General features: G+C 48.8%; 12 protein-coding genes. 5 read left to right on the top strand and 7 right to left on the bottom strand.

The features are described from left to right. Nucleotides 1-105: 105 nt before the first annotated feature. Entirely contained in the window at nt 106-303 is a 198-nt protein-coding gene (locus tag KQI_RS0112330; RefSeq protein WP_010347064.1) for a hypothetical protein, read from the top strand. Continuing rightward, nucleotides 300-1,820: an MFS transporter gene (locus KQI_RS0112325; protein WP_010347063.1), complete on the top strand. Its 1,521-nt coding sequence runs from the start codon at nt 300-302 to the stop codon at nt 1,818-1,820. The genes KQI_RS0112330 and KQI_RS0112325 overlap by 4 nt, the downstream gene beginning before the upstream one ends. A 209-nt stretch (nt 1,821-2,029) precedes the next feature. Here KQI_RS0112325 and KQI_RS0112320 read toward each other — a convergent pair whose 3' ends face one another. The 4 genes from KQI_RS0112320 to KQI_RS0112305 all read right to left on the bottom strand — a co-directional run bounded on the left by KQI_RS0112320 (nt 2,030) and on the right by KQI_RS0112305 (nt 7,406). Beyond that, nucleotides 2,030-2,272: an aspartyl-phosphate phosphatase Spo0E family protein gene (locus KQI_RS0112320; RefSeq protein WP_010347062.1), complete on the bottom strand. Its 243-nt coding sequence runs from the start codon at nt 2,270-2,272 to the stop codon at nt 2,030-2,032. A 422-nt stretch (nt 2,273-2,694) separates the two neighbouring features. Continuing rightward, nucleotides 2,695-3,435: a Bax inhibitor-1/YccA family protein gene (locus tag KQI_RS0112315; RefSeq protein WP_010347061.1), complete on the bottom strand. Its 741-nt coding sequence runs from the start codon at nt 3,433-3,435 to the stop codon at nt 2,695-2,697. A 412-nt stretch (nt 3,436-3,847) separates the two neighbouring features. Continuing rightward, complete coding sequence (locus KQI_RS0112310; RefSeq protein ID WP_010347060.1) at nt 3,848-6,142, bottom strand: glycoside hydrolase family 2 protein; 2,295 nt, start codon at nt 6,140-6,142, stop codon at nt 3,848-3,850. A gap of 199 nt (nt 6,143-6,341) precedes the next feature. Further along, a complete protein-coding gene (locus KQI_RS0112305; RefSeq protein ID WP_010347059.1) occupies nt 6,342-7,406 on the bottom strand; it encodes a LacI family DNA-binding transcriptional regulator in 1,065 nt (354 codons plus the stop codon). Between the two features lie 200 nt (nt 7,407-7,606). Between KQI_RS0112305 and pepT the strand changes: the two genes are divergently transcribed. Beyond that, on the top strand, nt 7,607-8,842 hold the full coding sequence (gene pepT / locus KQI_RS0112300; RefSeq protein WP_010347058.1) for a peptidase T: 1,236 nt from the start codon (nt 7,607-7,609) through the stop codon (nt 8,840-8,842). Nucleotides 8,843-9,080: 238 nt separating this feature from the next. Here the strand turns inward: pepT and KQI_RS0112295 are convergent, their stop codons facing one another. Then, nucleotides 9,081-9,956, bottom strand: coding sequence for a hypothetical protein (locus tag KQI_RS0112295; RefSeq protein WP_010347057.1), 876 nt, complete (start codon nt 9,954-9,956; stop codon nt 9,081-9,083). A 414-nt stretch (nt 9,957-10,370) separates the two neighbouring features. Here KQI_RS0112295 and hxlA point away from each other — a divergent pair, with 414 nt between their 5' ends. Beyond that, the gene (hxlA, locus tag KQI_RS0112290; protein ID WP_010347056.1) at nt 10,371-11,006 is read left to right on the top strand and encodes a 3-hexulose-6-phosphate synthase; all 636 of its coding nucleotides are present in this window, start codon (nt 10,371-10,373) and stop codon (nt 11,004-11,006) included. Between the two features lie 5 nt (nt 11,007-11,011). Beyond that, nucleotides 11,012-11,569 (top strand): 6-phospho-3-hexuloisomerase, encoded by a 558-nt coding sequence (gene hxlB, locus KQI_RS0112285; protein WP_010347055.1) that lies wholly within the window; start codon nt 11,012-11,014, stop codon nt 11,567-11,569. Between the two features lie 102 nt (nt 11,570-11,671). Here the strand turns inward: hxlB and KQI_RS27885 are convergent, their stop codons facing one another. Further along, nucleotides 11,672-13,381 (bottom strand): glycoside hydrolase family 43 protein, encoded by a 1,710-nt coding sequence (locus tag KQI_RS27885; RefSeq protein ID WP_010347054.1) that lies wholly within the window; start codon nt 13,379-13,381, stop codon nt 11,672-11,674. Nucleotides 13,382-13,437: 56 nt separating this feature from the next. After that, nucleotides 13,438-15,576: an endo-1,4-beta-xylanase gene (locus tag KQI_RS0112275; protein WP_029390131.1), complete on the bottom strand. Its 2,139-nt coding sequence runs from the start codon at nt 15,574-15,576 to the stop codon at nt 13,438-13,440. Nucleotides 15,577-15,602 lie beyond the last annotated feature (26 nt).

The raw sequence follows: 15,602 nt of genomic DNA, 5'->3' as shown, positions 1-15,602 counted from the left end.
ATAATGGATTGATTACGTTATGTAAAATGAATGATTTAGATTATATAATAAAACTCACATCGATAAGGTGAACCAAACATGAAAAGATAGAGAGGATGGCTGCCCTTGAGCAAATATGTTTTAAATAAGGTAGGAGCAGTAGCAGATTTAGAAGTAGATATTGAAGAGGCTATTGATCGTACAATTGACGAAAAAAGGCTGGTTGGTGCTGGTTTACGAGTTGCCCTTAGTGAGGCGCAATATCATAGTTGCGCTGCCGGATGTCCAGACCGTGAACAAAAGTCTGGAGGGACCTCTCAGTGAGCCACTCCTTCTCCCGCAAAAATATAATTGCATTGGCTGCTATATGTTTGTCCGCATTGATGTTCGGCCTCGAAATTTCCAGTGTGCCAGTGATACTGCCAACTCTGGAAAAAGTATTGCATGGCGATCTTAAGGATATGCAATGGATTATGAACGCTTACACCATTGCATGTGCCACAGTTCTGATGGCTGTTGGAACGCTGGCTGACCGGTATGGAAGGAGGCGTATTTTTATTATCAGCCTCGTCTTGTTCGGTATTACATCCTTGATTTGTGGCTTGGCGCAAAGCACATCGGTTCTGATCATCAGTCGGTTTCTTCAAGGGGTGGGTGCTGGTGCGATGCAGATTTGCCAAATAGCAATTCTTTCACATCGGTTTCAGGAAGGACAAGAACGCAGCAAAGCCTTTGGCATATGGGGGATCGTGTTCGGTATCGGCCTCGGTTTTGGACCTATCATCGGCGGCATGATCGTAGCCGTGTTGAACTGGCATTGGGTTTTCCTTGTCCACGTTCCGTTGACCATCCTCACTTTGATTCTTGCATTCGGTGGCATAGAGGAGTCCAGAGATCCGCAGGTGAAAAAGCTGGACATTATCGGTATCGTCACGCTTTCGTTGACCGTTTTTGGCCTTGCATATTTTATCACGCAAGGGCCGGAACTCGGCTTTACCAGCAGAGCATCCATCAGCATCCTTGTTGCAGTAGCAATAAGTTTCATTGTTTTTCTATTTGCGGAAAAGCTCAGCACCCATCCGATGTTTGACTTTTCCGTATTCAAGATACGTAATTTCTCCGGCGCTCTCCTTGGCTCCATCGGCATGAACTTCAGTTTCTGGCCGTTCATGATCTATCTGCCGATCTATTTCCAGAGTGGCCTGGGTTACGGCACCGTAGCCGCCGGGCTGTCTCTCTTGGCTTATGCGCTGCCCACCTTGGTAATTCCGCCTCTGGCAGAGCGTTTTTCGCTCCGCTATCAGCCGCGCATAGTCATTCCATCAGGTATGTTCATCCTCGGTATGGGCTTCATTTTGATGAAATATGGCAGCGGCAGCGATCACGCCAGTTGGTTGACCATGCTCCCTGGCTCCTTGTTGGCTGGTATTGGGCTTGGCTTAACCAACACGCCTGTAACCAACACGACCACCGGCTCTGTTCCGAGTGCCCGTGCAGGCATGGCTTCCGGTATAGATATGAGTGCCAGATTGATCAGTCTGGCCATCAACATCGCTGTGATGGGGTTCATCTTGCAGGAAGGTATTCTGTCTTATTTGAAGGGTGCCCTTTCCGGGACTCTCAATGCAGTGCAATTGCGGTCTGTAGCCGAAAAAATAGCCGCCGGAAATACTGTATCTCTCAGGCAGAGTTTGCCAGAACTCTCCTCTCTGGATGCGTCTGGAGCCGTCGTCCATGCAGCGCTTGTGCACGGCTTTGGCTTGATAATGCTCTATGGCGGTATTGGTGTCTGGATTCTAGCCGCGATCAGTTTTATGATTTTTAGACCTAAGAGAGCATAAAGATGAAACAAAAGACGACCTCAATTTCCTAGTAATAGGGAATGAAGGCCGTCTTTTTGTTATTAATTCAGGTCCTCCACATATCGATAAAAGCTCAAAACGACCGATGTACTGATCTAAATTATGCACCAACTTATTTACATTTATTACATGGACATGTATTTTTATTTTTATCTCAAATAATTCATTTTATTAAATAATTATGATCGTTATGTGGGATTGGGAAGAGGAATATTTTTGCATAAGGAAGGAGTGGTTTCTGAGGTTTCTGACTGAACAAAGTGATGTTTATTCTGATACATACGATTGTACTGATTAATTAGTTCGTTCAAAAACATAGCCTGCTCAAGTACGCAAGCATGTCCAAAACCATACTGTTTAAAAAGATCATGCAATCGTTGTCTGGCACTTTCGATCTGTTGATTTAACGTTAAATTTTCATCATTGTTCATGTCCATTACCCCCTGATAAATCTCATTTTATGAGGTAATGAACAAATGCATTATGATCTTTTTTTGTCAAAACAACAAAATAAACAAAAAAACCAGCCTAAGGGCTGGCCAAGGTAATATTTCTTAATTGATTAAAATCTCCCCATGTGTCCTTGAACTCGGATTGTGCTTGAGCTCAGGATTTCGTTAGGACTGGTAGTGCAAACACTAGTAAAAAACTAATCGCTACAAATAGCAAAACCGTCTTTTCGATCATTTCTTTCCCACATGTTGTACCGAGCTTGTATTCCAGGTTCAGCATATGCTCTGAAACGCTCAAACAAACCAACACAATTAGCAATAAGAAGTGCATGTTTAAAAGTAATGGCTTTCTCAAAAGTATCTATTAAACATTTGAAACCATATGAGTATACCGCAGGTACTTAGTCCTCCTTGCTGAACTTGGACAACAGATCCAGAATCCGTACATACAGCCACACTAAAGTCAAGAGCAATCCAAAAGCGCCGTACCATTCCATATATTTGGGCGCTCCTTGCTCGGTCTGCTCCTCAATGAAATTAAAATCCACCAGCAGATTCAAAGCGGCAATGACCACAACAAATAAACTGATGCCGATGCCAAGCCAGCCTGTCTCATGGATATACGGAACATTCATACCGAATAAATTCAAAATAAAGTCCACCAGCGTTACCAAAGCGATTGCCAACGTGCACAAAACCACGAAAGAGATAAAGCCCTGTGTCACCTTGATGATTCGCTGTGTGTACATAAAGAGCATCAGTAACAAGATACCCACGGTCAGCAAAATGGCATTGGCCACAATACCGGGATATTCATACTCCATATAAGCTGAAATACCGCCCAAAGCAAAGCCACTAAAAATCGCATAGACTGGCGAAAGAAGTGGAGCTGTTTTTGGAAAAAAGAATATCGCAAGGGCCATGCCGGCCATACCGAACAAACCCGCGGTCATCATGGATAGCACTTCTATCAATCCCTGGTCGTTTATATACCAGGTTATACTGCCAGAAATGATAAGCAGAGCAAGTAGCAGCAAGGTTTTGTTTACCGTTCCTCCGATGGTCATGCGTTGTTCGCTAACTTCTCTTTCATCTTCACGTAAAAAAATGTCATCACGTAAAACCGGGTTGCTTAAGCTCATTCAAGGTACTCCTTTTCGATGTGATATTTTCTATGCCTGACCTGCTGATTCTCTACGTCGTATATGTATATATCGGCACAATTCGACAAAAGTTTCAGAAAATTTCAAAAAAACTCTAGCTTATTTTGCAGCTACCAGCAGCGAGATTGTAGATTTGCGAAGGTAAAAGGATCGTCATAAAACTCACCTCCCTTGTGTTCGATAGTGTATTTTATGCTTCAAATCTATGAACGTAATCATTAATTGACTCAGGAATAAGTCACAATTTACAAGATTTATAGATTAACGCACCTTAAAATACACGAAAGAGGGGTTGCCCTCTCAGATTCTTGCAGAACCTGCGGGCAACCCCTTTTAAATCATGGAAACCTTACTTACAGTATAAAGCCATTTGTAGATTGCCTTTGCATCCTTATTTTACGATAATGCTCAGTTCCTGCGGACTAAAACGGGAAGGGGCGGAAACCTTCACGTGGATATTGCCAGCCTCACCCTTCGTACGAATCCAGAACGCAATCCGCCCACCAATGAGCGCCAAGCTGGCTGGGCCTATCAATTCACCCACTCCCTCGACCTCCACCGAAACGGGATCAGCATAGAACGGCAAGCCGTTGCCGTATTCGTCCAAAGCGTCCACCACAACTCTCGTCACGTCCCAATCACCCGCCTCCAGCACGGTGTCGTCTGCGGACACCCGCAGCTCCGTCGGCACCGGATTACGCGAGTAGCGTCTGCGAATCACTTCTTGACCGTCCACATACCCGATGAGCACCGCATCTTCCCACTTCATGCCCCAGTGGCCTGTCAGCTCGTCGATAACGACGGGAGGATGTGGAAGCGCCGGGTACTTCTCTCGGTTCGGACGATAAATCCCCTTGCGCTCGTCACCGTAGATAAACTCCACCTCATCGCAATTGGTGAACACGACCAGCGGCACGATGCCTCCGATATTTCGCTCACCACGGGACCAATACGTAACCGGCTCCATCACAATTTCCTGCTCGATATGCTTCTGGCTGCGGTACACATTCGCTGCAAATTTAGGCAGACGAAACATATCCATGACACCGTGGTAGCAAATTTTATCACCAGAACCAAAGTCGGCATGTGTATTATAGTCAAAAGCACACCAGCCAATCGCTCCGGCAATGCCCTCATCGGCATAGGAAGCATTTTGCACCCGCGTATGGCGCAGTGCATGTTCCATCACCCGTTCCTCCTGATCAAAACGCTTGGTCGGATACATATGACCGTTATATTCGGTCACCAGATAAGGAACCGGGTGATCCAGCTTGGTCACAGACGACGGCTCGCGCAAAGCTGTCGTTTCGCCATCCACGTCTTCCGTATTGTCATACGTATCAAAATTGCGAATTTCCTTCGCCAAATATTTTTTATGCCCACCGTCATGAACAAAATCGTTCATTGTATATACATCTTCCAGCAGCTCGCTGCCTGTGATATAACGTACACCGCCCGTAGCGCGGGTCGGGTCCAGTTTGCGTGCAAGCTCATTGGTACGGGCGTACAGATCATGGTCATCCTGCGATTCATTAATCCGTACACCCCAGATCACGATGGATGGATGATTGCGATCACGGATAATCATATCCTCTACGTCCCTTACCACCTGTTCCTTCCACGCTTCACCACCGATATGCTGCCAGCCCGGAATTTCCTCAAAAACGAGCAATCCAATCTCATCACAACGATCCAGAAAATGACGGGACTGCGGGTAATGCGACGTCCGCACCATGTTCAGACCCAGTTCTTCTTTGAGTATATCGGCATCACGTCGCTGCGCTCTTTTGGGCATCGCATAGCCGACATACGGGTAAGACTGATGGCGGTTCAAGCCGAGCAGCTTGAGCTTCCGCCCGTTCAGGTAAAATCCGTCCGGCTGGAATTCGGCTTCGCGAAAACCGAAGCGCACGGTCAGCTGATCCAATTCTCCCCCGTTCCGCAGCAGCGTCAGCTCTGCTTCATACAGCTTGGGATCGTCCGGTTCCCACAGCTGTATATCACTCAACTCCTTCAGCTCCAGTGCCATATCGCCCGCACTCACTGCTGTCGGTCCGGTCTCCGCCTTCAAGCTGCCTCCATCCAGCAGCCGTAAGGCGACCGTCAAATCGTCCTGCTGAGCACCCATCCCCTCCAGCTCGACAGTCACGTGTACCGCTTTGCTTGCCGCGAGCGGCTCCGGTGTCTGGACGAATACCGTTCCGAAATGTACAGGCTCGACGACCCGGAGCTGCACCTCCCGGTAAATACCGCCATAGGTCAGATAGTCGATGACTGCCCCAAAGGGAGGGATATCGTCTCGTTCCGTAGAATCGACGACAACCGTAAGCATATTGGAACCGCCATATTCAGCAAGCTCGGTCAATTCAATACTGAATGGTGTATAGCCGCCTTTGTGCTCACCCGCTTTTACTCCGTTCAAATATACCTGTGCATAGGACATAACCCCTTCAAAATCGACATACACCCGCTTACCCTTGGCAACTGCCGGGATATCCAGGTTCCTTTTATATGTGGAAACAAATTGAAACGCCTTGTCATCAAAATAGTTATACGGCAGCTCCGCATTGGTATGCGGCAGCAGAATGGGTTCATACCGACTCACATCAATCCCTGCATTTACTTCACTCTCGACATATTCAGGACGGTAAAACCACTGGTCATTCAACGGCAAAATGGTACGCATGGGCAGTCACCTCAACCTTTTATTTTTTTACTCTTATACATAGTAAAATATCTAAGTAAAAATAACGAGTAAAACTTAGTAAAATAAATATATTTTTAATGTAAGCATTTACAATACAAATGTCAATTCCTTTTTTGTAGATCTACCCATAGCAAAAACAGCCCCGGTAAACCGGAGCTGTTCAAGTCTTTTACTGATTTTACTTTACATGAGTATGCAGCGGCGCACTGCTGTTGCGAATCATGAGCTCGGTCGGAATGGTGACCTTGCGTCCCACCTCGTTCGGACCGTTCCGCACCGTATGCAGCAATAGCTGAATGCCTGTCTCTCCCATCAGCTCGGTATACGTTTTGACCGTTGTCAGGGAGGGAGTCAAATATTCTGCTGTCGGAATATCATTGAAACCAACGATTGAGATACGCTCCGGGACAGCAATGTGATGCTGCTCCAGCGCCTTCAACGCTCCAATAGCCACTGAATCGCTCGCAATGAAGAAGGCCGTAGGCAGATGCTCCGAGCCTGCGAGGATTGCGGCTTCCATCGCGCGAAAGCCATCTGCCGCCGTTCCGCCGCACTCATGAACGTCATCCGATGTACATAATCCGTGCTGCTCCTTGTACTGCAAAAAGGTCTCATAGCGGGCATCCAGCTCTGCCAGTCCAGTATCATGAGCTTGTTCATCCCGCCCCATGCCCACATATCCGATATGACGATGACCCGCGTCCATCAAATAATCCAGTGCATCGGCTGCAGCGCGTGCGAGGTCAATGACCACATAGTCTGCGCCCATGCGCTCCACCGAGTGATCCAGAAAGACACAAGGAACGGGCAGCTCCAGCATATGCTCTACCTCTTTGCTGCTAAAATGCCCCAGCACAATTAGCCCGTGCAGCCCTTCAGACAAAGTCTTCAGGGCGACCAAATCTTCCCGTCTGAAAATGCGCTCCAACTGCGCCCCGCTTTGACGGCACTCTTTTTCCACACCAAACCGGATGGACAGATAATAAGGGTCCTCCAATTCCTCGTACGCACTCATCCAGTGCACCATCCCCAGTCGGATCGGCCCCTCCGCCTTTTTGCGTGGCTGCCGGCCGATACCGCCATTTTTACGTTTAACAGTCGTATATTTCATCCGTTCGGCAACTTCAAAAATTTTACGCCGCGTTTCCTCTGACACTGACAAAGTTTCATCATAATTCAGTACTCGGGAGACCGTAGATATAGAAACCTCCGCCTCCTGAGCGATATCTTTTAACGTAGGCATTGCAGACTCCTTTAATCGTTTTACTTCATTTTTACGTTCTTTTACTGTTATCTTACCCGTCGTACCCGTGCAACACAACCCGTCAATTGAAAATCCCGATCCATTTTTTTCATATCTAAGCCCAATCATGATAAAATACATATCATTAGGTTTTAGAAAATTCCCATTATATCAATAATGACACCAAGGAGGATATACACATGAAACAGGAACTGATTGACCGCCTGACCACTTATGTTCAGGTAGATACCCAATCCGACGAAAGCAGCCACACCTGTCCCACCACACCAGGACAGCTCACATTGGGCAATCTCCTGGTAGATGAATTGAAAGCCATCGGTATGACGGACGTAACCATTGACGATAACGGTTATGTGATGGCGACTCTCCCTTCCAATACGGATAAAGAGGTTCCCGTCATTGGCTTTCTCGCACACCTAGATACCGCAACCGAGCTGACTGGCGCAGGGGTAAAGCCGCAACTGACAGACTCTTATGACGGAGGAGATATCACGCTGAATGCGTCGCTGAATGTGGTGCTGTCTCCACGCGAGTTTCCCGAGCTGGCTCAATATAAAGGCCATACGCTGATTACCACAGACGGTACCACCCTGCTTGGTGCAGACAACAAAGCCGGGATCGCAGAAATCATGACAGCCATACACTACCTGATAGATCACCCGGAAATCCAGCATGGCAAGATCCGCGTCGCCTTTACACCGGACGAGGAGATTGGAAGAGGACCGGAACGCTTTGACGTAGCTGCTTTTGGTGCTAAATATGCTTATACCGTCGATGGCGGACCGCTCGGAGAGCTGGAGTATGAGAGCTTCAACGCGGCAGCCGCCCATATTGCCATCCACGGAGTAAGTGTCCATCCCGGTACGGCTAAAAACAAAATGGTCCACGCGGCCAAAATTGCCATGGAACTGCATAGCCGTCTGCCTGTGGACGAAGCCCCGGAATATACGGACGGTTACGATGGCTTCTATCATCTGCTGGAATTTAAGGGCACGACAGAACATGCAAAACTACACTATATTATCCGTGATTTTGACCGTAAGAGCTTTGAAAACCGGAAGGCTTATTTGACCAATGTGGTAAAAGAGCTGCAAGCAGCCTACGGAGAAAATCGCATCACGCTGGAGCTGAGAGATCAGTATTACAACATGAAGGAGAAAATCGAGCCGGTCAAACATATCGTGGACATTGCCTATGAAGCGATGAAGAAGCTGAATATTGAGCCCATTATCAAGCCAATCCGCGGCGGTACTGACGGTTCACAGCTGTCCTATATGGGACTGCCTACACCAAATATTTTTACGGGTGGAGAGAATTATCACGGTAAGTTTGAATATGTATCGGTGGACAACATGGTGCTTGCAACCAAGGTTATTGTTGAAATCGTTCAATTGTTCGAACAGCATGGCAAGTGAAACCATGCAACAGCAGGCCAATAACCTGACGTTGTATATTGTGAAATAAATAATCGGCATAAAAAAGGGGAGCCCACTGATCGCAATATGCGTAAAAGTGTGCTCCCTTTATTTACAAAGGCCCTACTGGACCTCATCACGGAAACCCAAAGCTCAAGCATTATGGGAAAAAACACCGTGATTTGAAGGATATAGAGGATTTAACCCTTCCACTGCATCTGCCACCGGAAAAGTAATACTAAGAAACGCCAAGACCATAGTTACCGAGATTAATGCCTTTTTCATCATGAAGCCCCCTTAATAAAATGGTTTGATATTGCTCTTGCTGTGACGGTGTTGCCAAATCTCGATAAGCCTCAAACAGAGTAACCAGCGTCCTGAAATCAGCATCTGCTTCCACATTAACAGAGAATTGCAGGGAGACAAGGACATAGTTTAAAGCAACAGCGTACTGCTGCTTTTTGAAATAATAAATGGCTAACTGGTTGACCAGCTTTATATAATATACGCGGTTCCCTCTATCTTCATAACTTTCAAATATCTCGATATCGCCAGCAAAATCGTTCAGCAGGTCATCTATATCCCAATTATTCAAATTAGCCGCTTCGGCAATACCGATCAGCCCTGGAAGTACCTCCTCGTCATTATTGTGAAGAAATTGAACATATTCAGGCACAAGCTCCCTTTTGCCCGAAAGTAATTCAATGGTATACAAATTGGCTTTAGCGAGAAAACGGAACCTCTCCACTTCTTCTTGACCGCTCTGATCCAGTCCCATAAACCAACCCATTTCGCCGTACTTCATAATATAATCTTTAGCTTCCTGATACTTGCCCTTATTTTGATAATAAATAGATTTAGCCAGATAGCTGTAAGCATAATAAAACACCAGCGGGTGTTTGGTGCCCAGTGTCTCGTATTTGCCGTCCGCAGCGTTTCTCAGTTGGGCATGATACAGGCTTGCTGCCAACGTATGCATGTAGTCTGCAACCTTGTTCGCTTCATCCCAATCATTATGCGTGTAGCTGAGTCTAAACAACTCACAAGCTTTATCGAGTTCGTGGCTGTCCGACAACAAATAAATGGCCTCCCTTAGGTTCAGGACCTCTTCCACTAAAACCCGCCTCCCTACCAGAAAATTACGGTTTCTCCTAGCCCAATCACTATCCTTCAGGGCAGCTATGCTGCTAATTTCTATATTTTTGCATACCAGTATATTACAAATATAGTCAAAAACTTACTTGAAGTCAATTCAATAATAGGAAAATTATTTTTTTTGCAACCTGACAATACTGTGTACGGTTAAACAGGCTACGACTAGTTGGTTCCCACCGCCCCCTCCTCACAGGTGGTTTTAGGAAGCTACAGTATCGTCCGGGTAACTACGTTACGAATTAGTGCGTACTTTTCAAGCGGATATCGTGGCCTTACAATCAGACCTGTGCATGGAATCCAGAATAAGCAGCACTTAACAAAGCATGTACCCGTTGATCAAATACAAATTAACCAAAGGAGTGAAGTTAATAACATGGAACTTCAACTGGCTTTAGACTTAGTAGATATCCCGCAAGGTATTGCATTGGTAAAAGAGGTGGAGTCGTATATTGATATCGTTGAAATCGGTACGCCGATTGTCATCAACGAAGGACTTCATGCGGTAAAAGCAATGAAGGAAGCATTCCCAAATCTGAAAGTGCTTGCTGACCTCAAAGTGATGGATGCAGGCGGTTATGAAGTGCTAAAAGCATCCGAAGCTGGTGCAGATATCGTTACGATTCTGGCTGTAGCCGAAGATGCAACGATCAAAGGCGCCGTAGAAGAGGCTAAAAAACAGGGCGGCAAAAAAATCCTGGTGGACATGATCGGCGTTAAAGACCTGGAGCAACGCGCCAAAGAAATCGACGCACTCGGCGTAGACTATATCTGTGTGCATACAGGCTACGATCTGCAAGCGGAAGGACACAGTCCGTTTGAAGCACTGCAAACTGTCAAAAAAGTCGTAAAAAACTCCAAAACAGCCGTGGCTGGCGGCATTAAGCTGAGCACATTGGCTGAGGTAGTGAAAGCTCAACCGGATTTGGTTATTGTCGGCGGTGGAATCACTGGCGAGGATGACAAAAAAGCTGTAGCTTCCCAAATGCAGCAGCTCATCAAGCAAGGTTAATTCCAATGGAAACCTCTCAATATTTATCCCAGGTGCTCAAGGAGCTGCAACTGGTTCCACAATTGATCAGTGATGCGGAATCGGAACAGTTGATTCACTCCATCACCGCTGCGAACAAGGTGTTCGTGGCCGGAGCGGGTCGTTCAGGATTCATGATCCGTTCGCTGGCGATGCGGCTGATGCATATGGGGATTCAAGCATACGTGGTTGGGGAAACTGTAACTCCCGGCTTGGGTGAAGGTGACCTGCTGATCATAGGCTCAGGCTCAGGCGAAACCAAAAGCCTGACCTCCATGGCGGAAAAAGCGAAGAAGCTCGGGGCCTCCCTGGCGCTTCTAACCACTTCCCCAGAGTCCACCATTGGCAAGCTGGCTGACATGATCGTCAAGCTGCCCGGCGCCCCCAAGGACCCGGCCAACAAGGATTACCAGACGATTCAACCCATGGGCTCATTGTTTGAGCAAACCCTGCTGCTGTACGGTGACGCCTTGGTACTCAAGACGATGGAGCTGCGCAAGCTGACCTCCGCATCGATGTTTGGCCAACACGCCAATTTGGAATAGAACGGTTATATCTTTTTAGATAACAAAGCAGACTGTCTTCCACATGTCGGAACATGTGAAGGACAGTCTGCTTTTGTGCTTTTATTAAATCGTCTTCCGAATTTAGTCCAAGCCATCATAGGAGAAATATGCAAAATAGGCCGGGGTTGCTGTAACTGATGCCGCTTCTTCAGCCGCGGCATGTAACGGAGAAGGTGAAACGGGTAGCTCTTCTCCGCCAGCATTCATTGTAGCGTACATGCCAATCAGTGCTCCGGTAAAACCGCCATTGCGTTCGGGCGAGACCACATAGGCCGGAACCGTGGCAAGCGGCACCCAGTTGCCCGGGCGTATAGCATAGGACAAGGCAAAATGATACGCATCGAACAGGATGCGAAGCTCTACGCCTTTACCGCTTGGTATATCGGGTGCCACCGGGAGTGGTGCGAAGGCCAATTCAGCTGGCTTGCCCTGATCTGTGACCGAAGCCACGACGGCAAGCGTGTCGCCGTCTCCGCTCCGCCGGACACCCAGCGTGAAGTGACCGCGCTCGTTAAGCCGCACTGCAAGTCCGGCTTCCTCGCCCGCCTGCTGCGGTTGAAAATGGAGCCGACTGTGGACGGTGACCTGATGATGCCGCAGCCGGGTGCCGAGGAACACGCTCGGCGCTTCGTCCAGCAGCGTGTGGCGATTGCCGGTAAGCGTCAGCCAGCCGGGACGTGCGCCCAGGCTAACGCTGGACTCGCACAGCCTGCGCGGAGCCGTCCAGCGGCAGTCCAGCCACCGGGCGGCAAAGTCATCGCGCCAGCTATGACGCTGTACGGGCGCGGGCTGCGGAGCAGCGTTGGCACCGCTCTGCTCCGCAAGGCTGAACGGCTGACGGTCTACAGACATGTGCAATTGCACCATGCCTATGTTGTTGTCAGCCACAGGCCACCCGTCCGATGTCCAGTGGACGGGTGCGAGAAAGGTTTCGCGTCCAAGCACGCTATACGAAGACGGAGCTTCGGCCTGGAGCATAGCGTCTATGCGATCAGCCGCAGGCCGGGCGTCCACCACCGGACGGACGCCGAGGAAGAAAGCCCACCAGTCGCCCCGGGTGTCCTCCACCAGCTCGGCGTGGCCCGTGTTTTGAATCCGATGCGACGGAAGACCGTTATGCGTGAGCATCGGCTCTTTCATCCGCTCGAACGGGCCATACGGGCTATGTGCCCGATAAACGAGCGTGCGATGATCACGCCCCGTGCCGCCACAGGCGCAGAGCAGATAATAACGATTGCCGATATGATACAGATGCGGCCCTTCAGTCCATACGCCGCCATCCCCATGAGCAATCGCTACAGGCTCGGTCAATGCCTGGCCCGTCGCGATGTCTATCTCATATTGAATAATATGAGACTCAGCACCTGCCCCGGATTGTACCGTCACATACACTTTCCCATCATCATCAAATAGCAGGGAAGGATCGATGTTTCCGTAAGGAATACGGATCGGGTCAGACCAGGCTCCGGCAGGGTCCACAGACGTGATATAAAAGTTGCCTATCCCCATCACATCCGTTGTAATCAGGTAAAATACACCCTGATGATAGCGCAGTGTCGGCGCATATATGCCTTCCGAGCTTTTCCGTGAAGACAAATCAATCTGACTGGATCGATTCAACGCGTGCCCGATCTGCCGCCAATCCGTCAGGTTGCGGCTATGGAAAATCGGCAAGCCCGGCATATATTCAAATGAGCTTGTCGCCATGTAGTAATCCTCCCCGACACATATCACACTCGGATCAGGGTAAAATCCGGGGACAACCGGATTGGTATAACGCAAGGCAGCCATAGCTCCAGCTCTCCTTTGGAACAGCTTTTACTCACCCGTTTCCACCCAGTTATTCGTTACTTTCCCGCTGGCAGCGACGGCACTTTGGACGGATCCACCAGCGCCCAATAGGCATATTTGGCCTTTAACCGTTCATCGAACAGCAGCGGCTTATCCAGCCGGGCAATCGGGAAATTGCTGAGCCACGTATTTCCGTCATCCGTTCCCCAAATGGTCACATTACTGATATGCTCCTGCTGTCTGGAAAACATATCGAACAACGCCCGATAGCGTTGAGCCTGCCGGATCAGCATGGATTCAGGTATCGTTTCGTAGCGATCCGTATCATTGGAATAGAGGCCCATATCAAGCTCCGTGATCTGGTTGTCCAGGCCGAGCGAAGCAAACTTTTCAATGGATTGCTCAATCTGACTAATAGCGGGGAACTCCAGGCGAATATGCGATTGGTGACCTACACCATCAATCGGCACTCCTTTAGCAAGCAAATCACGCACCAAATTGTATAGGAAATCCCGTTTTTTCGGTTCGTCCGTGTTGTAATCGTTGATGAACAGTCGGGCATTAGGGCCTGCTGCCTCCCTCGCAACACGGAACGCTTTTTCAATATAATCCTTTCCGGTAATCTGATACCACATACTGCGGCGCATACCGTCTGGCTGGTCAGGATCAATGACTTCATTCACCACGTCCCAGTCGGTAATATCATTTTTATAACGGGCTGCAACAGTACGAATATGCGTCTCCAGTCGATCCAGCAATAGCTTTTTATTCTCAGCAGTCGGTGTCATCGTCTGTCCATTCTTATCCTTGAACATCCAGTCTCCGGTCTGGTTATGCCACACCAAGGTATGGAAGCGAATCGCCAGTCCGTGCTGTTTGGCGAATTGTACAATCTTGTCCGCCTCTTCCCAATTGAATTGTCCCTCGGACGGCTGCAAGGAGGCGGGCTTCATCTCATTTCCTGCCACGATGCTGTTAAAATGCTTTTGTACCAGCTCACCGTAAGCCCCTTCGGTCTGGAATGCCATAATCGCTGTACCGATGCTGAATTGCCCCTGATATATTCCATGCAAAGAGGGGATATCCTTCTCAATCGCCAGTGGGGGAACAAGAGACAACTCAAAATCATCCATATAAAAGGAGGATGTTCCTGCTGCCGTTTCCAAATACATAGAAACCGCATCCGCATCATGCGCAAGCGTATACGTTCCCGACAAATGCGCCCATCCTCCTGTCGTAATCGCCGTATCGCCTATCACCGTTTCATACGCGCTTTTACCCTGATAATCGCGCTGCACGCTAAGTCTCACCTTGGCAGGCTGCTCGCCAGGCGCCAGCTTCACCCAGGTGCTGACCGTATACTGGCTGCCCTTTTTCAGCTTGGCTGTCACATCCAGCTTGGGCCCGGCATATGCCTGTTGTCTGCCTGTGGTCAGCAGGCTGTACGAGCCGGTTCGCGCATCGGCATTCGAAGCCCGCACCTTCTCGGACCCTAAACGGGATACCCAGCCCTGAGCTGTACCCTCTTCAAAACCGGATACGATACCATCGGTCGGCTGCGTTGGGGATGGAGTGACTGGTGTTTCCGACACCTGTCTGATTTTCACTTCATCCACATAATAGGCCTGTGCGGGATTCGAGTTTTCTATATACAGCTTTAATGCATCCATCTTCCCGGTAAACTTATATCTCCCTTGAAGTTTGACCCACGCTGTATCTGCTGTCTCCGTTTGTGCTACTGTCTTCCATTCTGCAGAACCGCCTGTCGCCTGCTGCTCCATCGTCAGCTTAATCACGCTTGGAACCGCAGCTTTGCCGTCCAGCTTCACATATCCGCTAATTTCATATTCCACGTCCGGCTGCAAAAGCGGCTTCACATCCAGTTCCGCACCGTTCCAGTTAGCCGTGCGGGAAGTTGTCTTGAGACTATGCGTGCCGCCGTATGCCGCCTCCGAGACGGATGCAATTTGGGTATTAGCCCCTCGTGGCTTCCAGCCCTCGCTGTTCCCTTGCTCAAATCCATATGTTCCGATCGTTTTATTCACACCCGCCGTCGCCAGCATGGTCTCCGAAACCAGCGGGGAATGTCCCACAGACGGAGCCGCCTTCACTCCGGCCCCCCCACACAATCCGACAGGCAGCAACAGTGCCCCAGTCAGCATCACACAAAAAGTTGTAGACCTATATGAACGCAATGCAATTCCTCCAATACTCAATTTTT

The sequence above is a fragment of the Paenibacillus peoriae KCTC 3763 genome (assembly GCF_000236805.1).
Lineage (GTDB): Bacteria > Bacillota > Bacilli > Paenibacillales > Paenibacillaceae > Paenibacillus > Paenibacillus peoriae.
This window is presented reverse-complemented; position numbering and strand designations above follow the sequence as displayed.